Source organism: Pseudomonas sp. JH-2 (genome assembly GCF_036231725.1).
GTDB lineage: Bacteria > Pseudomonadota > Gammaproteobacteria > Pseudomonadales > Pseudomonadaceae > Pseudomonas > Pseudomonas delhiensis.
This window is the reverse complement of the sequence record NZ_JAZAQP010000006.1, coordinates 117,782-138,640: the sequence shown is the minus strand read 5'-3', so window position 1 is coordinate 138,640 and position 20,859 is coordinate 117,782. Positions and strand designations below refer to the sequence as shown.

At 70.8% G+C, this 20,859-nt stretch carries 17 protein-coding genes and 1 riboswitch; of the genes, 14 read left to right on the top strand and 3 right to left on the bottom strand.

The window, feature by feature from the left end:
* Positions 1–88: 88 nt before the first annotated feature.
* The 11 genes from VV867_RS06420 (at position 89) to VV867_RS06370 (ending at position 11,642) form a co-directional block, all read left to right on the top strand.
* The gene (locus tag VV867_RS06420; protein WP_328565899.1) at positions 89–2,128 is read left to right on the top strand and encodes an FUSC family protein; all 2,040 of its coding nucleotides are present in this window, start codon (positions 89–91) and stop codon (positions 2,126–2,128) included.
* 22 nt (positions 2,129–2,150) lie between these two features.
* Positions 2,151–2,371: riboswitch (cobalamin riboswitch) on the top strand.
* A 226-nt stretch (positions 2,372–2,597) separates the two neighbouring features.
* A complete protein-coding gene (cobO, locus tag VV867_RS06415; RefSeq protein WP_328565898.1) occupies positions 2,598–3,209 on the top strand; it encodes a cob(I)yrinic acid a,c-diamide adenosyltransferase in 612 nt (203 codons plus the stop codon).
* A complete protein-coding gene (locus VV867_RS06410; RefSeq protein WP_109936327.1) occupies positions 3,209–4,504 on the top strand; it encodes a cobyrinate a,c-diamide synthase in 1,296 nt (431 codons plus the stop codon). Before cobO ends, VV867_RS06410 begins: the two co-directional genes overlap by 1 nt.
* Positions 4,501–5,151: a 5,6-dimethylbenzimidazole synthase gene (bluB, locus tag VV867_RS06405; RefSeq protein ID WP_328565897.1), complete on the top strand. Its 651-nt coding sequence runs from the start codon at positions 4,501–4,503 to the stop codon at positions 5,149–5,151. Before VV867_RS06410 ends, bluB begins: the two co-directional genes overlap by 4 nt.
* Entirely contained in the window at positions 5,148–6,167 is a 1,020-nt protein-coding gene (cbiB, locus tag VV867_RS06400) for an adenosylcobinamide-phosphate synthase CbiB (protein WP_328565896.1), read from the top strand. Before bluB ends, cbiB begins: the two co-directional genes overlap by 4 nt.
* Positions 6,160–7,146 carry a threonine-phosphate decarboxylase CobD gene (gene cobD, locus VV867_RS06395; RefSeq protein WP_328565895.1) on the top strand — a complete coding sequence of 329 codons (987 nt, stop codon included), beginning with the start codon at positions 6,160–6,162 and terminating at the stop codon, positions 7,144–7,146. The genes cbiB and cobD overlap by 8 nt, the downstream gene beginning before the upstream one ends.
* Before the next feature lie 8 nt (positions 7,147–7,154).
* Positions 7,155–8,615 carry a cobyric acid synthase gene (locus VV867_RS06390; RefSeq protein ID WP_109937303.1) on the top strand — a complete coding sequence of 487 codons (1,461 nt, stop codon included), beginning with the start codon at positions 7,155–7,157 and terminating at the stop codon, positions 8,613–8,615.
* 120 nt (positions 8,616–8,735) lie between these two features.
* On the top strand, positions 8,736–9,257 hold the full coding sequence (gene cobU / locus VV867_RS06385; RefSeq protein ID WP_328565894.1) for a bifunctional adenosylcobinamide kinase/adenosylcobinamide-phosphate guanylyltransferase: 522 nt from the start codon (positions 8,736–8,738) through the stop codon (positions 9,255–9,257).
* Positions 9,254–10,309: a nicotinate-nucleotide--dimethylbenzimidazole phosphoribosyltransferase gene (cobT, locus tag VV867_RS06380; RefSeq protein ID WP_328565893.1), complete on the top strand. Its 1,056-nt coding sequence runs from the start codon at positions 9,254–9,256 to the stop codon at positions 10,307–10,309. The genes cobU and cobT overlap by 4 nt, the downstream gene beginning before the upstream one ends.
* Complete coding sequence (gene cobC / locus VV867_RS06375; RefSeq protein ID WP_109936156.1) at positions 10,306–10,911, top strand: alpha-ribazole phosphatase family protein; 606 nt, start codon at positions 10,306–10,308, stop codon at positions 10,909–10,911. Before cobT ends, cobC begins: the two co-directional genes overlap by 4 nt.
* Positions 10,908–11,642 carry an adenosylcobinamide-GDP ribazoletransferase gene (locus tag VV867_RS06370; RefSeq protein WP_328565892.1) on the top strand — a complete coding sequence of 245 codons (735 nt, stop codon included), beginning with the start codon at positions 10,908–10,910 and terminating at the stop codon, positions 11,640–11,642. Before cobC ends, VV867_RS06370 begins: the two co-directional genes overlap by 4 nt.
* A 248-nt stretch (positions 11,643–11,890) precedes the next feature.
* Here the strand turns inward: VV867_RS06370 and VV867_RS06365 are convergent, their stop codons facing one another.
* The gene (locus tag VV867_RS06365) at positions 11,891–13,555 is read right to left on the bottom strand and encodes an MFS transporter (protein ID WP_109933925.1); all 1,665 of its coding nucleotides are present in this window, start codon (positions 13,553–13,555) and stop codon (positions 11,891–11,893) included.
* A gap of 204 nt (positions 13,556–13,759) precedes the next feature.
* On the opposite strand from VV867_RS06365, the gene VV867_RS06360 reads away from it, so the two are divergent.
* On the top strand, positions 13,760–15,058 hold the full coding sequence (locus VV867_RS06360) for a phospholipase (protein ID WP_328565891.1): 1,299 nt from the start codon (positions 13,760–13,762) through the stop codon (positions 15,056–15,058).
* Between the two features lie 104 nt (positions 15,059–15,162).
* Here the strand turns inward: VV867_RS06360 and VV867_RS06355 are convergent, their stop codons facing one another.
* The gene (locus VV867_RS06355) at positions 15,163–15,426 is read right to left on the bottom strand and encodes a DUF2790 domain-containing protein (RefSeq protein ID WP_109933927.1); all 264 of its coding nucleotides are present in this window, start codon (positions 15,424–15,426) and stop codon (positions 15,163–15,165) included.
* A 748-nt stretch (positions 15,427–16,174) separates the two neighbouring features.
* Positions 16,175–18,343: an FUSC family protein gene (locus VV867_RS06350; RefSeq protein ID WP_328565890.1), complete on the bottom strand. Its 2,169-nt coding sequence runs from the start codon at positions 18,341–18,343 to the stop codon at positions 16,175–16,177.
* Between the two features lie 322 nt (positions 18,344–18,665).
* On the opposite strand from VV867_RS06350, the gene VV867_RS06345 reads away from it, so the two are divergent.
* Entirely contained in the window at positions 18,666–19,613 is a 948-nt protein-coding gene (locus VV867_RS06345) for a LysR family transcriptional regulator (protein ID WP_275627348.1), read from the top strand.
* A 228-nt stretch (positions 19,614–19,841) separates the two neighbouring features.
* Positions 19,842–20,840: a TRAP transporter substrate-binding protein gene (locus VV867_RS06340; protein WP_328565889.1), complete on the top strand. Its 999-nt coding sequence runs from the start codon at positions 19,842–19,844 to the stop codon at positions 20,838–20,840.
* Positions 20,841–20,859: the final 19 nt, after the last annotated feature.

Sequence of the window (20,859 nt, the reverse complement as noted above, 5' to 3'; positions counted from 1 at the left end):
CTTTCACCCTAGGAGGTTACAGGATGTTTCTTGACATTGTTAGCAAGCTATTTAATAGTTCGATCAACGATTTTGCCGGTATGTCTGCATGCCTGCCTTCCTTTCGCCATTCGTCGAGTTCTTCCGCGCCGTGCTGCGGCCGCGCCGCACGGACCTGCAGTTCGCCACCAAGTCGGTGCTGGCCGGTATTCTCGCCCTCTACCTGGCGTTCCGCTTTGAGTTGCAGCAACCGCAGTGGGCGCTGGTCACGGTGTTCGTGGTCAGCCAGCCGCTGAGCGGCATGGTGCTGGCCAAGAGCGTGTTCCGCCTGCTCGGTACTTGCATCGGGGCCATGGTCTCGGTGGCGCTGATTGCTCTGTTCGGCCAGGCGCCGCTGCCGTTCCTGCTGGCCATGGCCGCCTGGCTGGCGTTCTGCACCGCCGGCGCCTCGCTGCTGCAGAACTTCTCCTCCTACGGCTTCGTCCTCGCCGGCTACACCACGGCAATCATCGCGCTGCCTTCCAGCGCCGCGCCCATGACGGTGTTCGACCAGGCCGTGGCGCGCTGCTCGGAGATCGGCCTGGGCATTCTCTGCGCCTCGCTGGTGAGCATCGTGCTCTGGCCGCGGCGCGTGCAGCAGCAACTGGCGGAGCAGGGCAAGGGCGCCTGGGAAACCGGTCTGCAGGCGGCCGCTGCCGAACTGACCGGCGCCGACGAGCGCGGCCCGCTGATCCGCGCCATGGGCCGCATCGTGGCGGTGGACGCGCAGCGCGAACACGCCTGGTTCGAGGGCGAGAGCGGCCGCCGCCGGGCACAGGCGCTGCGGGTGCTGAACGCCGACCTGCTGGGCCTGCTGCGCGCGGCGCGCAAGGTGGCGCGGGAATGGCGGCTGCTGGACCAGGCGTCCGCCACCGCGCTGGAGCCCTGGCGGCGCGAGGTCATGGACCTGCTGGAGCAGGCCGGGTACCGCGCCTTCGAGGACTGCCGCGAGCGCCTGGGCGAGGCCGCGCGGGCCCACGAGAGCGCCCAGCAGCGCCTGTGCCTGGAATGCCTGGCGCGCACCCTGGCGATGGCCGGGCAGGCCCGGCGCAGCATGCAGGCGCTGGTCTACGGCGAGGCGCCGCGCAACGCGCCGGGGGTGATCGTCTGGCACCGTGACATCGAGCGCGGCCTGCTCTACGGCCTGCGCAGCGCCCTGGCATTCCTCTGCGTGTCGGCCTTCTGGCTGGCCACGGCCTGGCCCAGCGGCCTGGGCGCGGTGTCCATCACCGGCGTGGTGCTGAGCCTGTTCGCCAGCCGCGACAACCCGGCCGGCGCCGGCCTCAACTTCCTGCGCGGCATCGTCCTGTCGGTGCCCTTCGCCGGCGTCGCGGGCCTGGTGATACTGCCGCTGTGCGACGGCTTCCCGGCGCTGGCCCTGGTGCTGGGCGTGCCGTTGTTCATCGCCGCGCTGTGCATGACGCGGCCCGCCATCGCCGCCATCGCCTCGTCCTTCTGCATCTTCTATGTGAAGAACATCGGGCCGAGCAACGAGATGAGCTACGACCTCGGCCACTTCCTCAACTCGGCGCTGGCCACAGTGGTCGGCGTGGCTTTCGCCGTGCTGGTGTTCAACCTGGTGCGCCTGGCGCCGGGGCAGCGTCACTACCGCCGCGTGCTGGCGGCCATCCTCGCCGACCTGGCGCGGCTCACCCGCGGCCCGCTGCCGGTGGCGGAGGTGTGGTTCGACGGCCGCAGCGCCGACCGCCTGCTGCGCCTGGCGCAGTTCTACAGGAACCTGCCGGCCGAACGCCGCGCGCGCTGGCGCGGCGGCCTGCTGGCGCTGGACCTGGGCGACGAGCTGCTGTTCCTCCGCGCGCGCCTGGCCGCGGCCCGCGGCCCCGTACGGCGGGCCCGCGACGCCTACCTGCTGCGCCTGCACGACCTGCTGCTCGCCGGTGGCCCGCGCGCCGGCCGCGAGCAGGCCCTGGATGCGGCCGGCGTGGCGCTGTTCCAGGCCCTGGAGGGCGACCACCGGCTGCCGGCCGAGGACCGCGAACTGGCCCGCGCCACCCTGGTCCAGCTGCAGTTCATCTGGCTGCGCTGGTGCCGCCAGGACCCGGCCGCGACGCCGGCGCGGGCGGCGCGACCCATCGCCGCCGCCGATTGACCGGCCACCCCGCCAGCCTCTAAGCTGCGCGCCTGCTACAGGTGCCTTCAGTCATGGCTGAAGGTGAAACAGGGAAGCCGGTGGAACCGAGCCTTTTCGGTCATTCCGGCGCTGCCCCCGCAACGGTAGGCGAGTCACGCGGTCGCAACAGCCACTGTGCCAACGGCATGGGAAGGCGCGGCCGGGGAAGTCCCAGGACCTCCACTCGCGAGCCCGGAGACCGGCCCGTAGCGACGACGACGCGCCGGAAGCCGTCGGGCGCTGCCCAGGCCGCGCTCCGATCGCCCCGCGTCATCCCGGTTTTTAGCCGCGCGGGTGAGAGCGGTGGAGCGATCAGGCAGATGAGCAAGTCCCCTCCAGCCCCGGCCCCGCGCCGCCCGGCTGCGTTCCTTCGTCACTCCCGCATGCCCCATCAGCCACGGTGCCACGGCGCCGCGAGCACGGCCGTCCGCGGCCAGGAGACAGAATGATGAGCGAGACACCGGAAAAGGACGAGCGCCACCGCGCGCGCATGCAGCGCAAGAAGGAAGTGGTCGACGAGAAGATCGCCCAGGCTCAGGGCGAACGCGGCGTGCTGCTGGTGCTCACCGGCAACGGCAAGGGCAAGAGCAGCTCGGCCTTCGGCATGCTCGCCCGCGCCCTCGGCCACGGCATGCGGGCCGGCGTGGTGCAGTTCATCAAGGGCGCCGCCAGCACCGGCGAGGAAGCCTTCTTCCGGCGCTTCCCCGAGGAAGTGCGCTACCACGTGATGGGCGAGGGCTTCACCTGGGAGACCCAGGACCGCCAGCGCGACATCGACAAGGCGCAGCAGGCCTGGAGCATCGCCCGTGGACTGCTGGCCGACCCGGCCATCGGCCTGGTGGTGCTGGACGAGCTGAACATCGCCCTCAAGCACGGCTACCTGGAACTGGACGCGGTGCTCGCCGACATCGCCGCGCGCCCGGCGCACCAGCACGTGGTGGTCACCGGCCGCGCCGCGCAGCCGGGGATGATCGAGGCCGCCGACACCGTCACCGAGATGGGCCTGGTCAAGCACGCCTTCAAGGCCGGGATCAAGGCGCAGAAAGGGGTGGAGTTCTGATGCCGCAGGCGCGCCAGTGCCCGGCGCTGCTGATCGCAGCTCCCGCCTCGGGGCAGGGCAAGACCACCGTCACCGCCGCCCTGGCCCGCCTGCACGCGCGCCAGGGGCGCAGGGTGCGGGTGTTCAAGGTCGGCCCGGACTTCCTCGACCCGATGATCCTCGCCCGGGCCAGCGGCGCGCCCGTGCACCAGCTCGACCTGTGGATGGTCGGCGAGGCGCAGAGCCGGCGCCTGCTGTGGGAGGCGGCCGGGGAGGCCGACCTGATCCTCATCGAGGGGGTGATGGGCCTGTTCGACGGCACGCCCTCGGCCGCCGACCTGGCGCGCACCTTCAACGTCCCGGTGCTGGGCGTGATCAACGGCCAGGCCATGGCGCAGACCTTCGGCGCCCTGGCCGTGGGCCTGGCCACCTACCAGCCGGGCCTGCCGTTCTCCGGGGTGCTCGGCAACCGCGTCGGCAGCCAGCGCCACAGCGACCTGCTGCGCGACAGCCTGCCGGAGTGGATCCGCTGGTACGGCGCGCTGCCGCGCAGCGCCGAGCTGGAGCTGCCCAGCCGCCACCTGGGCCTGGTGCAGGCCGAGGAGCTGGCCGACCTGGATGCGCGCCTGGACGCCGCCGCCGATGCCCTGGCCGCCAGCAGCGCGGTGGACCTGCCGCCGCCGGTGAGCTTCGCGGCGCCGGCCGCGCGCGAGGTGCAGCCGTCCCTGGCCGGCGTGCGCATCGGCGTGGCGCGCGATTCCGCCTTTGCCTTCCTCTACCAGGCCAACCTCGACCTGCTGCGCGAACTGGGCGCCGAGCTGTGCTTCTTCTCCCCGCTCAGCGACGAATGCCTGCCGGAGGTGGATAGCCTCTACCTGCCCGGCGGCTACCCCGAGTTGCACCTGGCACAACTGGAGAACAACCGCGCCATGGCCGCTGCCATCCGCGCCCATCACGCCGCCGGCAAGCCGCTGCTGGCCGAGTGCGGCGGCATGCTCTACCTGCTCGACGGCCTGACCGACGCCAATGGCCTATGCGGCCAACTGCTCGGCCTGCTGCCCGGCCGCGCCACCCTGCAGAAGCGGCTGGCCGCCCTGGCCCTGCAGGAGGTCGAGCTGCCCGAGGGCCCGTTGCGCGGCCACACCTTCCACCACTCGCTGCTGGACACCGGCCTGGAGCCGGCCCTGCGCGGCAGCTGCCCGAACGCCAAACCGGTGGCCGAGGCGGTGTTCCGCCTGGGCCGCCTGACCGCGTCCTACATCCACTTCTACCTGCCGTCGAACCCGATGGCCGCCACCGCGATCTTCCGCCCATGACCGAGCACGCCTACAGCCCCGAGGAGCGCGCGGCCATCTACCGCGCCATCGCCGAACGCCGCGACATGCGCCACTTCAGCGGCGGCGAGGTGGCCCCGGAGCTGCTGGCGCGCCTGCTGGAAGCAGCGCACCAGGCCCCCAGCGTCGGGCTGATGCAGCCCTGGCGCTTCATCCGCATCACCCGCCCCGAGCTGCGCGAGGCCATCCACGGCCTAGTGGAGCTGGAGCGGGTGAAGACCGCCGAGGCCCTGGGCGAGCGCTCCGAAGAATTCATGCGGCTGAAGGTCGAAGGCATCCGCGACTGCGCCGAGCTGCTGGTGGCGGCCCTGGCGGACGGCCGCGAAGCCCACGTCTTCGGCCGCCGCACCCTGCCGCAGATGGACCTGGCCTCTCTGGCCTGCGCCATCCAGAACCTCTGGCTGGCGGCCCGCGCCGAGGGGCTGGGGCTGGGGTGGGTGTCGCTGTTCGAACCCGCCGTCCTGGGCGAACTGCTCGGCCTGCCGGCGGGCAGCGAGGCGGTGGCGGTGCTGTGCCTGGGCCCGGTGGAAGCGTTCTACCCAGCGCCCATGCTGGCCCTGGAGGGCTGGCGCGAGCCGCGCCCGCTGGAAGAATTGCTCTACGAGAACCGCTGGGGGGAACGCCCATGAGCCTGGCCCTGCTGAGCGTCGCCGGCGTGGCCCTGGACGGCCTGCTGGGCGAGCCGAAGCGCTGGCACCCGCTGGTGGCCTTCGGGCGCCTGGCCGACCGCCTGGAGCGCCGCTTCAACCGCGCTCGAGTGCCATTGTCGACGGTTGGCACGGATAGCCCCCTCTCCCTTCAGGGAGAGGGTTGGGGAGAGGGTGCTACGTCCAACTCCGTACTTCCCGACAGCAACACCCCCGGCCTAGGCTGGCGCAGCCACGGCGTCACCGCCTGGGCCCTGGCGGTACTGCCACTGACCTTCATCACCTGGTTGCTGACTCTGCTCCCGCATCTCGGCTGGCTGGTCTCCGCCATCGCCCTCTACGCCGCCATCGGCCTGCGCAGCCTGGGCGAGCACGCCGAGCCGGTGGCGCTGGCGCTGCGCCAGGGCGACCTGCCCGAGGCACGCAAGCGCGTGGGCTACATGGTCAGCCGCGAGACCGCCGAACTGGACGGCAGCGCGGTGGCCAAGGCCGCCACCGAATCGGTGCTGGAGAACGGCAGCGACGCGGTGTTCGCCGCGCTGTTCTGGTTCGCCGTGGCCGGCGCGCCGGGCGTGGTGCTGTACCGCCTGAGCAACACCCTGGACGCCATGTGGGGCTACCGCAACCCGCGCTTCGAACGCTTCGGCTGGGCCGCGGCGAAGATCGACGACGCTCTCAACTACCTCCCCGCGCGCCTGGTCGCCCTGACCTACGCGCTGCTCGGCAATACCCGCCTGGCCCTGCGCAGCTGGCGCATACAGGCGCCGCGGTGGGACAGCCCTAACGCCGGCCCGGTGATGGCCGCCGGCGCCGGTGCGCTCGGCGTGGCCCTGGGCGGCAATGCCGTCTACCACGGTGAACTGCACCAGCGCCCGCAACTGGGCGAAGGCCCGGCGCCGGGCGCCCGCGACATCTGGCGAGCGCTGGCCCTGGTGCGCCAGGGCGTGCTGCTGTGGCTGCTGGCGATCCTCGGCCTGGGGGCGTTGCTGCATGCTTGAGCACGGCGGAAAGCTGCGCGCGGCGGCGCATCGCTACGGCATCGACCTGGCCGACTGGCTCGACCTGTCCACCGGCATCGCGCCCTGGCCCTGGCCCGTGGCGGACATCCCCGCCAGCGCCTGGCAGCGCCTGCCGGAAGAGGGCGACGGCCTGGAGCAGGCCGCGCGCGACTACTACGGCTGCGATTCGCTGCTGCCGCTGCCCGGCAGCCAGGCGGCGATCCAGGCCCTGCCGCGCCTACGCGCGCCCGGCCGGGTCGGCGTGCTCGCGCCTTGCTACGCCGAACACGCGGCGGCCTGGAAACGCCACGGCCATGAATTGCTGGCACTGGCCGACGAGCAGGTGGACGGGCTGATCGACCAACTCGACGTGCTGCTGCTGGTCAACCCGAACAACCCCAGCGGCCGGCGTTTCGACACCGCGCAACTGCTCGCCTGGCACGCGCGCCTGCATGCTCGTGGCGGCTGGCTGGTGGTGGACGAAGCCTTCATCGACTGCACCCCCGGGCACAGCCTGCTGCCCCTGGCCGGCGGCCGGCCGGGCCTGGTGGTGCTGCGCTCGCTGGGCAAGTTCTTCGGCCTGGCCGGCGCGCGCCTGGGCTTCGCCTTCGCCGAGCCGGCGCTGCTGGCACGCCTGGCCGAACTGCTCGGGCCCTGGGCGGTGAGCGGGCCGACCCGCTGGGTGGCGCAACGCGCGCTGGCCGACCACGCGCTGCAGGGCGAACGCCGCGCTGCGCTGGAACAGGCCGGCGCGCGCCTGGCCGCGCTTCTGAAAACCCACCAGTTGCTGACCCAGGGCACCGCGCTGTTCCAGTGGCTTGCCTACCCTCGGGCGGCTGAACTGCACGAACACCTGGCCCGCCGCGGCATCCTCGTGCGCCTTTTCGACAACCCGCCGAGCCTGCGCTTCGGCCTGCCCGCCGACGAAGCCGGCTGGGCGCGCCTGGCCGATGCCCTAGGGCAATGGAGCACCCCATGACCACCCTGATGGCGCAAGGCACTACGTTGATGGTGCAAGGCACCACCTCCGACGCCGGCAAGAGCACCCTGGTGACCGCGCTGTGCCGCTGGCTGCGCCGCCAGGGCGTGGCGGTGGCGCCGTTCAAGCCGCAGAACATGGCGCTGAACAGCGCGGTGACGGCCGACGGCGGCGAGATCGGCCGCGCCCAGGCGGTGCAGGCCCAGGCCTGCCACCTGGCGCCGCACACCGACATGAACCCGGTGCTGCTCAAGCCCAACAGCGACGTGGGCGCCCAGGTGATCATCCACGGCCGCGCGGTGACCAGCATGAACGCCGCCGCCTACCACGACTACAAGCGGGTCGCGAAGCAGGCCGTGCTGGAATCCCACCAGCGCCTGTTCGACGCCTACCAGGTGGTGATGGTGGAGGGCGCCGGCTCCCCGGCGGAGATCAACCTGCGCGCCAACGACATCGCCAACATGGGCTTCGCCGAGGCGGTGGACTGCCCGGTGATCCTCATCGCCGACATCGACCGCGGCGGCGTGTTCGCCCACCTGGTCGGCACCCTGGAACTGCTTTCGGCAAGCGAGCGGGCGCGGGTGAAGGGCTTCGTCATCAACCGCTTCCGCGGCGACATCGCGCTGCTGCAGCCTGGCCTGGACTGGCTGGAAGAGCGCACCGGCATCCCGGTGCTGGGTGTGCTGCCGTACCTGATGGACTTCCACCTGGAGGCCGAGGACGCCATCGACGTCCGCCAGGCCGCCAAGACGGGGGAAAGCCTGAAGGTGGTGGTGCCGGTGCTGCCGCGCATCAGCAACCACACCGACTTCGACCCGCTGCGCCTGCACCCGCAGGTGCAGCTGACCTTCGTCGGCCCCGGCCAGGCCATGCCGGCGGCGGACCTGGTCATCCTGCCCGGCTCCAAGAGCGTGCGCGCGGACCTGGCCTTCCTCCGCGCCCAGGGCTGGGACGCCGCCATCGAGCGCCACCTGCGCTATGGCGGCAAGTTGCTGGGCATCTGCGGCGGCCTGCAGATGCTCGGCCGCACGCTGTCCGACCCCCACGGCCTGGAGGGTGCCGCCGGCGACAGCGCCGGCCTCGGCTGGCTGGCGCTGGACACGGTGCTGGAGCCGGAGAAGCAGCTGCGCAACGTGCGCGGCCGGCTGGCGCTGGAAGACGCCGAGGTCGGCGGCTACGAGATTCACGCCGGCGTCACCACAGGGCCCGCATTGGAGAACCCGGCGGTACGGCTCGACGACGGCCGCTGCGATGGCGCGCTGAGCGCCGACGGCCAGGTCATGGGCACCTACCTGCACGGCCTGTTCGAGGCCCCCGACGCCTGTGCCGCATTGCTGCGCTGGGCCGGCCTGGGCGAAGTGCAGCCGTTGGACTATCACGGGCTGCGCGAGCGCGACATCGAGCGCCTGGCCGACCAGGTGGAGGCGTATCTGGATACCGCCAAACTGAAAGCCCTGTGCGGTCTTTGAGATGGGTATCGCTTCGCTCCACCCATCCTACGAAGCTGCTGCTCTTCGTAGGAGCGAGCTTGCTCGCGAACCAGCACCGCCGCGCCCCCCTACAGGCCAAGACTTCCCCGGAGAACCCCAATGCTTGAACTCATCCTCGGCGGCGCCCGTTCCGGCAAGAGCCGCCTGGCCGAGCGCCTGGCCCAGGGCAGCGGCCTGCCGGTCACCTATTTCGCCACCGCGCAGAGTGGCGATGGCGAGATGGCCGCGCGCATCCGCCACCACCGTGAACGCCGTCCGGCCGAATGGGGCCTGGTGGAAGAGCCGCTGCACCTGGCGCGGGTCCTCGCCGAGCACGCCGCGCCGGACCGCTGCCTGCTGGTGGACTGCCTGACCCTCTGGCTGACCAACCTGCTGCTCGCCGACGACGGCGCGCACCTGCAACCGCAAATCGATGAGCTGCTGGCCACGCTGCTCGGGCTGCCCGGGCGGATCATCCTGGTCAGCAACGAGACCGGGCTGGGCGTGGTGCCCCTGGGCGAGCTGACGCGGCGTTACGTCGACGAGGCCGGCTGGCTGCACCAGGCCCTGGCCGAGGTCAGCGAACGGGTGCTGTTCACCGTCGCCGGCCTGCCCATGACCCTCAAGGGAGACCCCGTATGAGCCTGCAATGGTGGCGCGAGCCATGCCAACCCGTGGACCGCGTGGCGCGCGACAAGGCCGCCGCGCGCCAGGACCAGTTGACCAAGCCGCGCGGCGCCCTGGGCCGCCTGGAGGAGATGGCCATCACCCTCGCCGGCCTGCAGGGGCGTGAGCGGCCCAGCCTGGATCACACCTGGATCGCCCTGTTCGCCGGCGACCACGGCGTGGTGGAGGAGGGCGTCTCGGCCTACCCGCAGGCGGTGACCGGCGAGATGCTGCGCAACTTCGTGCGCGGCGGCGCGGCCATCAGCGTATTGGCCCGCCAACTGGACGCACGCCTGGAAGTGATCGACCTGGGCACCGCCGTGCCGCTGGAGCCTTTGCCCGGCGTACTGCACCTGATGGTCGGCGCCGGCACCCTGAACTTCGCCCGCGAGCCGGCGATGACCGCCGCGCAGTGTCTGATCGCCCTGGAGGCCGGGCGCGAATCCGTGCGCCGCGCGCAGCAGGCCGGCAGCGAGCTGTTCATCGGCGGCGAGATGGGCATCGGCAACACCACCTGCGCCGCCGCCCTGGCCTGCGGCCTGCTCGGCGAACGCGCCGTGTCCCTGGTCGGCCCGGGCACCGGGCTGGATGCCAGGGGCGTGGCGCACAAGGCCGCGGTTATCGAGCGCGCCTTGGCCCTGCATGGCGCGCACTGCGCCGAGCCCTTCGAGGCCCTGTGCCGCCTCGGCGGCTTCGAGGTGGCGGCCCTGGCCGGCGCCTACCTGGCCTGCGCGCAGAAGGGCATCGTCGCCCTGGTGGACGGCTTCATCTGCAGCGTCGCGGCGCTCTGCGCGGTGCGTTTCAACCCCCTGTGCCGCGACTGGCTGCTGTTCGCCCACAGCGGCGCCGAGCCCGGCCACCAGCGCGTGCTCCGGGCCCTGGAGGCGCAGCCGTTGCTGGACCTCGGCCTGCGCCTGGGCGAGGGCAGCGGCGCCGCCCTGGCCGTGCCGCTGCTGCGCCAGGCCTGCCGGCTGCACGCCGAGATGGCCACCTTCGCCGAGGCGGCGGTGTCGGACCGCCCGGCATGAGCCTGCGCCTGGACCTGCTGCGCCACGGCGAAACCGAGCTGGGCGGTGGCTTCCGCGGCCGCCTGGACGACGCCCTGACCGCCGCCGGCTGGGCGCAGATGCAGGCCGGCCTGGGCCTGGCCTCGCCCTGGGACGCCCTGGTCAGCTCGCCGTTGCGCCGCTGCGCGGCCTTCGCCGAGCGCCTGGCCGCCGCCAGCGGCTTGCCGCTGCACCTGGAGGCGGACCTGCGCGAACTGGATTTCGGCGAGTGGGAAGGGCTTTGCGCAGCTAAGCTGATGGAGACTGATAGCGATGCGCTAGCCCGTTTCTGGAACGACCCCTACGCCTTCACCCCGCCGGGCGGCGAGCCGCTTGCGGCCTTCGAGGCGCGGGTGTTTGCGGCCCTGGAGCGGCTGTACGCGACGCATGCCGGAAAGCACCTGCTGCTGGTGACCCATGGCGGCGTGATGCGCCTGCTCGGCGCACGCGCCCTGGGCCTGCCGCGCGAGCAGTTGCTGCAGGTGAGCGTCGCCCACGGCGAACGGCTGGCGCTGCGCATCGAGCCGCAGGCCGGCGGCTGGAGCATCCAACCGGTCGAGTCCGCCGCGAGCGCGCCCCGATGAGCAACCTGTTCCTGCCGTTGATCGCCCTGCAGTTCCTCAGCCGCATCCCGATCCGCCTGGGCGAGGTGCCCACGCCCGAGCAGTTCGGCCGCGCCACCCTGTTCTACCCGCTGGTAGGGGCATTGATGGGCGGCGGGCTCTATGCCCTGGGCTACTTCTTCGGCGAGACCTACCTGCTGCTGCACGCCGCGCTGTTGCTGACAGTGTGGGTGGCCTTCAGCGGCGCCCTGCACCTGGACGGCCTGGCCGACACCGCCGACGCCTGGGTGGGCGGGCTGGGCGACCGCGAGCGCACCCTGGCGATCATGAAGGACCCGCGCAGCGGCCCGGTGGCGGTGGTGGTGCTGGTGGTGATGCTGCTGGTGAAGTTCTGCGCCATAGCGGCCCTGCTCGACAGCCACCACTTCTGGGCCCTGCTGCTGGCGCCGTGGCTGGCGCGGGTGGCGCTGCCGCTGCTGTTCCTCACCACCCCCTACGCCCGCCCCGGCGGCCTCGGCCAGGCCCTGGCCGACCACCTGCCGCGCCGCGCGCTGCCCTGGATGCTGGCGCTCAACGCCGCGCTGATGCCGTTGACCGGCCTCAGTGGCCTGGTCGCGCTGGTGGTGGCCCTGGCGGTGTTCCTCTGGTGGCGCAACCGGCTGATGGCGAGGCTGGACGGCACCACCGGGGATACGGCGGGGGCTTTGGTGGAGTTGGTGGAGTGTGCGGTGCTGGTGGCGTTGGCGATCTAGGGCCGAGGCAATCAGTCGGTTAGGCCGGTGTGTCGGGTGAGCGCCGGCCCTCTCCCTAACCCTCTCCCTGAAGGGAGAGGGGACCGTTCGGAGCGCTTGGATATTCCTGAGTCAGCCGGCAACACTGAGGGTTTCCGGCTGAAGCCATTCCTTCTCTCGGCACGGACAAGCTCCCTCTCCCTTCAGGGAGAGGGCTGGGGAGAGGGAGCGGACTTCCCGCCGGGCACCTCACCCCCAGGCGAACACCCTCACCCCAACGTCTCCGGCGGCGCCTCGTAGCTCCCCGACTCATAGCTCACCCCGTGCCTCATCCTGGGCGGCGCGTCGCCCGCGTGCAGGCTGGTGACCGTGTCGATGATGGTCTTGTCCTCCAGCGTCATGCGGTCGAGCATGCGCAGGTGGGCGATCCAGTTGTCCACCAGGAAGACCTCCTGCCAGGCCTCCTTGTCGCTGATGTCGCGGTACAGCGCCCAGCGTTCGGCGCCGTTGCGCAGGCGCAGGCGGCGCAGCGGCTTGGCCGCGCGGACGAAGTCGCGGGTGCGTTCGGCCGGGATGCGGTACTCGATGGTCACCAGCACCGAGCCGCGCTGGGTGTCGAAGACGAAGGTCGGCTCCCCCGGCAGGGTGCCGGGGGCGCGGGCGATGCTGCCGGGGTTCAGCTCCGGCAGGCGCGAGTTGTACAGCAGCGCCACCGAGATCAGCAGCAGCACCCCGGCGGCGAGCAGCGCGCCCTGCACGCCCATGGTCCCGGCGAAGTGGCCCCAGAGGAAGGAGCCCAGCGCCAAGCCGCCGTAGAGGGCCGTCTGGTACAGCGCCAGGGCGCGGGCCTTGACCCAGTCCGGCACCAGTATCTGCACCGCCGAGTTGTAGCTGGCCACCGCGGCGATCCAGCAGCTGCCGCCGACGATCAGCGCCGGGAACAGCACCCAGAGGTTGTCCACGCCGCCGAGGATCAGCAGCACCAGGCCGAGGGTGCCGCCGCCCAGGCTGATCAGGCGGCTGGTGCCGATCACCCTGCGCAGGCGGCCCACCAGCGTGCTGCCGAGGATGGCGCCCAGGCCCAGGGCGCCGAGCATGTAGCCGTACACCGAGGCGTTGCCGTCCGGGTTGCGGTGCGCCAGCAGCGGCAGCAGCGCCCAGACCGCGCTGGCGGAGAGGCCGAACACCGCCGAGCGCAGCATCACCAGGCGGGTGACGCTGGAGTACTGGGTGAAGCGCAGCGCCGCCACCACCCCTTCGAAGATGTGCTCCGGCGGCAGGGTGCGCTTGGGCACCTCGCGGCGCCATTGCCAGATGGCCCAGATCAGCGCGGCGTAGCACAGGCAGTTGAACAGGAACACCCAGGGCGCGCCGGTGGCCGACAGCAGCAGGCCGCCGATGGCCGGGCCCACCGCCCGGGCGACGTTGTAGTTGACGCTGTTGAGCAGCACCGCATCGCCCACCAGGCGCGCCGGCACCTGCTCGTTCACCGCCGCCTGCCAGGCCGGGATGGTGATGGAGCTGCCCAGGGACAGCCAGAGGATCGACAGGATCAGCAGCAGCGGGTCGAGGTAGCCGAAGAAGGCCAGCACGGTCACCAGGGCCGCGCCGGACAGCTCGATGGACAGGCCGATGAGCATGATCTTGCGCCTGTCGTGGTTGTCCGCCAGCACCCCCGAGAGGATCGACAGCAGCACCAGCGGCAACGCCGAGGCGACCTGGATCATCGCCACCATCAGCGGGCTGGCGTGGGCCTCGGTGACCACCCAGGCGGCGGCCACCGACTGTGCCCAGGTGCCCAGGTTGGCGAACAGGTTGCAGATCCAGATGATGCGGAAGGCCGCGATGCTGAACGGGGCGAGCACGCCGCTGCGCTGGGGGTCGGCTTCGTTCTTCAGCGGCAGGTCGTGCTTGGGGGAAACGGATTGCAGCATGGGGAACGCCTTCTTGCGGTGGCCGGCGGCAACGGCGCTATGCCGGCAGGTCATGCCCGGCAAGTGTAGTGGCTGGCTCCGGGGGCGCCATTGATGATGGTCAGCCTGGCCTTATCGGTGAATCGCGCTGGCCCCGTGCGACAGTGCTTCGCGGCGTGCGGGTTGCTAGGCTGCGCGGCATCGACCGACAAGAGTGGAAGCCCCATGAACCACCTGCTGCGCTGTGTCCTGCTGCTGGCCCTGCTGATCCTGCCGCGTTGCCTGTGGGCCTGGTCCAACCATGCCCTGGGCAGCTACCAGGCCCTGGCGCAACTGCCGGCCGTGGCCAATGCGCCGGCGGTGCCCATGGAGCCGCTGGAGGCCTTCCTCGCCGCCGAGCGCGAGGGCCTGGTGGCCCTGCTCGACGAGCAGGAACGCTTCGCCCGCGAGCACTTCCGGCAGTACCCGGCGCGCCCCGACGCGCTGCGCTTCAGCGGCACGGAGCAGGACTTGCGCCAGGCCTTCCTCGGCGCCCTGCGCCTGAACCCCGAGGTCAAGCTGGCCAACGCCATCCAGCCCGCGCCGGGCCACGACCAGCCGGCACGGGCGCACCTGAAGGCTTCGGACGTCCTGGTGTTCCACGACCTTTCCGGCTGGGCGCGCTGGCGCTTCATCGCCCTGCAGCCGGGCGAGCCGGTCCCGGCCCTGGCGGTGCTGGCCAGCGCCAGCGACGAGCCGGACTTCGGCCACGACATCCACCTGTTCAGCGACAACCCCGGCGCGGCCGGTCAGCGCTACGGCTTCGGCCCGCAGCCGTTCGGCGACCCGGGCTACGAGTTCAGCTCCCAGGCGCCGTTCCACATGGGCTTCTACCACGAGTCGGCGATCATCTTCGCCGGTGCGCCCTACCTGCAGCGCAGCTGGCCTGAGTGGCGCGCCTACCAGTTCCATGGCCTGGCGCGCTACGCCTTCGAGCACGGCCACCCGTACTGGGGCTACCGCTTCCTCGGCTGGTCGATGCACTACGTCCAGGACCTGACGCAGCCCTACCACAGCACCCCGCTGCCCGGTGAAACCACCCCCAGCATGCTGTGGACGGCGCTCAAGGCCCTGGCCGGCCTGGATGCCGACAAGAAGGCCGCCATCAGCCGCGTGGCCAGCCGCCACCTGGGCGTGGAGCGCTACCAGTTGGACTGGCTGCTGGAGTCGCTGCGCAAGCCGCAGGGTTCGGCGCTGCTGGCCGCCTATGCCGATGCCTCCGGCGACGGCGGCTACCCGGCGTATTCGGCCGATTACCCGCGGGAGGTGGTGGCGGCCGAATCCCACGCCCATGCGGCGGCCTTCGATGCGGCGATCGGTCACTGGTTGGCAACGATCCCGGCGGATGCCGGCGTCGGTTTCAGCGCCGGCAACGAGGTGGCGCCGCTGCAGCACGATGCGCAGCTGGACGAGCAGTTGCTGGCGTTGATCCGGGCGTTCGGGGCGCACAGCCGCAACCTGGCGAGGTCGGTGCTGCAGCCTTAGGGAAGGGCGAGGGGAGGGAAGGGAAGGGAAGGGAAGGGAAGGGAAGGGAAGGAGCAACGCGCCGCGAAGGGGGCGTGGACCCTTCGCGGTGGCGTCGGATGGGCCTAGCCGCCAGTGCAGCCGTTGCCCCAGACCTGGTACTCGATGGTGTGGCGCTGGCCTTGCGAGTCTTCGTAGGTCATCTGCGCGGGCACTATCCCGCACTGGTTGGAGACGTCGGTGGTGGAAACCACGTGGGCGACGTCCAGGTTCATTCCGTAGGTGTATTGCTCCACTGCCGGACTCTGAGGTTGGGCAGCATCGTCCGCCTGCGCAGCGAGGGCGAGCGTGGAGAAGCTGGCCAGGGCCAGAACGACTAGGGCTTTCATGAGTTTTCCTGCCTTTTTCCCGAGCGGGAGCCGCATCCGGGCGCACGTGGCCAGGACGAAGTTCGGCGGCTTCATCGGGAAGATGTCTTTGGGGATGTAGCTATCGGGTTCTTGGGTGTTGCGGCGCGCTTCAACAGCAAGCAAATGGTAGGTCCGCGGCGGGCATATTCATATGCCCGGAAGCCAAAAATACCTCGTACTAAAAGGCAATAATCCAGCAATGGCGGGGGTTTGCGGGGCGCATGCGGTCATGATGACGCTGCGCGGTCATGTCGCGGCCATCGCGCCATGGGTATCAGGATGCACCAATTGTAGGAGCGGATCTCATCCGCGAATCGCGCCGGTGGTTCCAGCTATCGCGGACAAAGTCCGCTCCTACGACCGTGCCACCGGATGGTTCCGCGTGGCAGAGGCAATTGACCGTAGGGCGAATAGCCGTTCGCGGTTATCCGCCGTTGGCCGTGCCATCGGGGTGTCCGGCGTGGCGGGTGAATCCAATCGCGGACAAAGTCCGCTCCTACAGGGAAATGCCACGCCTTCCGGCAACCTGTAGGAGCGAGCTTGCTCGCGAACGGACTCCGCAGCGGGGTTTATTCGCGAGCAAGCTCGCTCCTACGAAGAGCATTTCGGCGCGGGCCGCAAGACAGTTGCTCCTACGACCGTGCTTCCTGGAACCGTAGGAGCGGACTCTGTCCGCGATTCGCGCGCAGGGCGCGCTCCTACAGGTGGGGCACGGCGCGCGGCTTCCTCAACCCCGCGACGTCTCGCGCAGCGGCGAGCTGGGGTCGAGCAGCGAGGTGCGGATGAAGTGCAGGTAGCTGCACATGCGCCGCAGCGGCGAGGTGCCGAAGTGCGGCGGGCGCGGTTCCTGGGTGGTGCGGGTGCTGTGGATGGCGTGTTCCACCGCCGCCAGGGCGCGCAGGCGGTTGTGCTCGCTGGGCTGGATGAACAGGCGGATCAGCGCCCGGCCCATGGCGCGGATGGCGCGGCGCCAGGGCAAGTGCTCGGCGTACCAGGGCTCGTCGGGCAGCCGCGCCTGCTCGCGGCGCAGTTCGATGATCGCCAGGCCCACCTCCTGCACCTGGAACATCCAGCGCAGCAGCCGGCGCTGCACGTCGGGGCGGTCGCTGGCCAGGCCGTAGGCCTGGTTGAGCAGGTCGCGGGTGCCGCTCTCGAAGCCGGCCGACAGGCCCTTCAGCGGGTCGCTGATGGTGTGCACCACGCGCATGCGCAGCTCGGCTTCCAGGCGCTCCCACAGCCAGGGGCGGTTCGGCGGCAGGATCACCATGGCCGCCACCACCGCCATGCCCATGGACAGCAGCATGGCCAGGTACTCGTTGATGAAGGTGTAGGCGTCGTAGCGCGCCAGATTGGCCGGCAGCGAGGCGATGCAGAACCACACCAGCAGGCCCACGCCGTAGCCGCTCCACTGCGGTCGGGTGATGAGGAAGGCGCCGAGGGCGAACACCGGCGCCAGCACCATGCACAGCAGCGGGAAGCCATCCAGGTGCGGCAGCACGCGGAAGGTGAGGACGAAGCCCAGGGTGGCGCCCAGCAGGGTGCCGAGGGTCAGCTGCAGCGACAGGCGCTTGGGGTTGGGCGAGGCCGACGACAGCGCGGCGATCAGCACCGAGGTGAGGGTGAAGGTGGCGCCGCTGACCCACGAGGTCTCGATCCAGAACACCCCGCCGACGATCACCAGCAGCGCGCAGCGCAGCCCGGCGACCGCCGCGGCCACGGCGTTGGCCTTGGGCGTGAAGCGCTCCTTCCACTGCTCGCGGGCGTGCCTGTGGGCGGCCAGGGAGGCGTGGGTCTGGGCGTAGTCGTGGAGGTCGCCGGCGAAACGGAACAGCAGCTCGGCGGCGGTCTCGAAATCCAGTTGATCGGCCTCCCGCGGGCAGGCGTGGGCGAGCCTGGCGCGGGCCTCGCGGATCTGCGGCATCAGTTGCTGGCGGCAGTGCTCCAGCTGCGCGGCGAGGAAGGCCGCGTCGGCGTCGCGCAGCGGCCGGCCATGCCAGCCGGCGAGCAGGCCGCCGACCTCGACCAGGCACGGCATCAGCACTTCCAGCACGGCGGCGGCCTGGCGTTCGCGCAGGCGGTCGAGTAGGCGCTGCAGGGCGTGGAAGCGCGTGGTCAGCTGCATGAACTCGCTGTTCAGGCGCGCCAGGCGGCCGCTGCGCAGGCGCATGTGCGGGTCTTCGAAGGCGGTGACGTTGCGCAGGTTCTCCAGGCCCACGGCCTCGGCGGCGATGCGCGCGGCGGCCTGCTCGAAGCGGGCGTGGTCGAGGGTGCCCTCAAGGCCCGCGGCGGCCAGCCCGGCGAAGTCGCCGAAGCGCGTGTCCAGGGCGTTGCGCAGCGCCGCGCTGCTGGTCTGCGGCAGCACCAGGGCACTGACCAGGCCGGTGCAGAAGATGCCCAGGGTGATCTCCAGCACCCGCCACAGCGCCGCCATGAAGGCGCCCTCGGGATGCAGGGTGGCGGGAATGCCGATCATCACCGCGGTGTAGCCGGCCAGCAGGCAGGCATAGGCGCGGAAGTCGCGGTAGCGCGCGGCGCCAGCGGTGCACAGGCCGACCCAGATCGACACGCAAAGCAGGAACAGCACCCGCTCCTGGGCGAACAGGGCGATGAAGGTGACCATCACCGTGAGCCCGGCCAGGGTGCCGAGGATGCGGTAGAAGCTCTTGGCCAGGACCTGCCCGCTCTGCGGCTGCAGCACGATGAAGGCGCTGACCAGCACGGTGTTGGGCTGCGGCAGTTCCAGGCGGTAGGCCAGCCACAGGGCGAGGAAGGCGGTGAGCAGGGTCTTGCCGATGAACACCCAGGTGACGCCGTCGCTATGGGCCCAGGCGGACGCCGCCTGGCGCAGCGCGTCGGTGCCGGGCAGGCGCGCGCTGATGCGGGTGAGGCTGTTCATCGGGGCAGGGGTGTGTCGGTGGCGGTACGACCGCGGGGCTGCGGACGGGGTGACGGAGCGGGGGCGGAACGAGCCTGGCGCGTATGGCGGAACACAGCTGTGAATCCTGGGAACTGCGGAGGGGCCGCGGTGGGGAGGCGATTCTAGAAAACGGCCGGGGGCAGGATAAGCTGACAGTTGGGCGAATTATTGTTGCCTGAAAAACAACAATTCGCCGGGGGCAGTTATGCGACAATTCGCCGCCTGTCGCGAATCTGTAACAAGACTTTGCCATGGCCGGCGTCGCCCGGCATGGCTCGCGGACAGGCTCTCAGGAGAAATGATGGACCTGCTGCACAACATGCGTGCCTTCGTCTGTGTCGCCGAGACCGGCAGCTTCACCGCCGCCGCCCAGCGCATGGACCTCACCACGGCCTACGTCTCGCGTACCGTGGCCAAGCTCGAAGCCCACCTGCGTACCCGCCTGCTGCACCGCACCACCCGCCGCATCGCCCTTACCGAGGCCGGCCAGCGCTACCTGCTGCGCTGCCAGCAGATCCTCGGCTACATCGAGGAAGCCGAGGCCGAGGCCAGCGACGCCCATTCGCGCCCGGCCGGCAAGCTCAAGGTGCATGCCATGACCGGCATCGGCCAGCACTACCTGATCAAGGCGATCTCCCAGTACTGCGAGATGTACTCGGAAGTCAGCTTCGACCTGACCCTGGCCAACCGCACCACCGACATCCTCGACGAGGGCTACGACATCTCGGTGGTGATCGCCCCCGAGCTGCCCGACTCCGGCTTCGTCTCCAAGCGCCTGGGGCAGACCCACAGCGTGCTCTGCGCGGCGCCCGCCTACGTGACCCGCCACGGCTCGCCGAAGGTGCCTGCGGAGCTGGCCGGGCACCGCTGCCTGCGCCTGGTGAACAGCGTGATGTCGCTGGACAAGTGGCTGTTCCACGGCCCGGACGGCGAGGAGCTGGCGCACATCGACCACACCCACTTCCAGGTCAACACCGCCGACGCCCTGACCGAAGCGGTGGTGGCCGGCATGGGCATTGGCGCGCTGCCGGTGTACTCGGCGGTGGAGGGCCTGCGCAACGGCAGCCTGGTGCGGGTGATGCCCGGCTACAGCCTGTTCCACCTGAACATCTACGCGCTCTACCCGTCGCGGCAGTTCCTCGATGCGAAGATCCGCACCTGGGTCGAATTCCTCCGCGACTGCATCCCCGGCATGCTCGCCGAGGACGAGCAACTGATGCTCACGCACAGCGCGCGCCTGCCGAACTGAGGCGCCAACTCGCCTGAGCCGCGCCGCCCGCAACGGGCGGCGCCTGCGTCTTCCTCCCGCGTTCTCCCGCACGGCCCGGCGCGGGGGCTTTCGCGCCCGCATATCGCGATGCCTAACGCGGCCTTGGGAAATCGTGAATTCTCCGAACGCCATCGTTGCGTCAGTCTCGGTAGCCCCGGCCGCTCCGCGGCCTGCCTCGCCAATACAAGAAGAACCGAGGGTGACGCGATGTTAGGTTCGACGCTACGGGCGCTGCTGTGCGCCCTGGCAGTGTGGGGCGCCAGCCTGGCACACGCTGCCGAGACTCCGGTGGTCATCAAGTTCTCCCACGTGGTGGCGGAGAACACCCCCAAGGGCCAGGGCGCGCTGCTGTTCAAGCGCCTGGCCGAGGAACGCCTGCCCGGCCGGGTGCGCGTGGAGGTCTACCCGAACTCCTCGCTGTTCGGCGACGGCAAGGAGATGGAGGCGCTGCTGCTGGGCGACGTGCAGATGCTGGCGCCGTCCCTGGCCAAGTTCGAGCACTACGCCAGGTCCATCCAGCTCTTCGACCTGCCGTTCCTGTTCGACGACATCGATGCCGTCGACCGCTTCCAGCGCAGCCCGCAGGGCAGGGCGCTGCTGGCCAGCATGCAAGGCAAGGGCATCCTCGGCCTGGGCTACTGGCACAACGGGATGAAGCAGCTGTCGGCCAACCGCGTGCTGCTCGAACCGGCCGACGCCCGCGGCCTGAAGTTCCGCGTGCAGGCCTCGGCGGTGCTCGACGAGCAGTTCCGCGCCTTGCGCGCCATCTCCCGCAAGATGTCCTTCGCCGAGGTCTACCAGGGCCTGCAGAGCGGCGTGGTGAATGGCACCGAGAACACCTGGTCGAACTACGCCAGCCAGAAGGTCTTCGAGGTGCAGAAGCACTTCACCGCCTCCAACCACGGGGTGGTGGACTACATGGTGATCACCAACGCCGCCTTCTGGAACGGCCTCCCGGCGGACCTGCGCGAGCCGCTGCAGGCGGTGATGGAAGAGGTCTCGGCGGAGGTCAACCGCCAGGCCGCGCAGCTCAACCTCGAGGCCCGCCAGCAGATCGCCGGCAGCAGCGCCAGCCAGATCCACGAGCTCACCCCGGCCCAGCGCGCCAGTTGGCGCCAGGCCATGCAGCCGGTGTGGCGAAGGTTCGCCGACGACATCGGCCCCGAGCTGATCCAGGCCGCCGAGGCGGCCAACCGTCCCCTCTGAACCCGTCTTTGCGAACCAT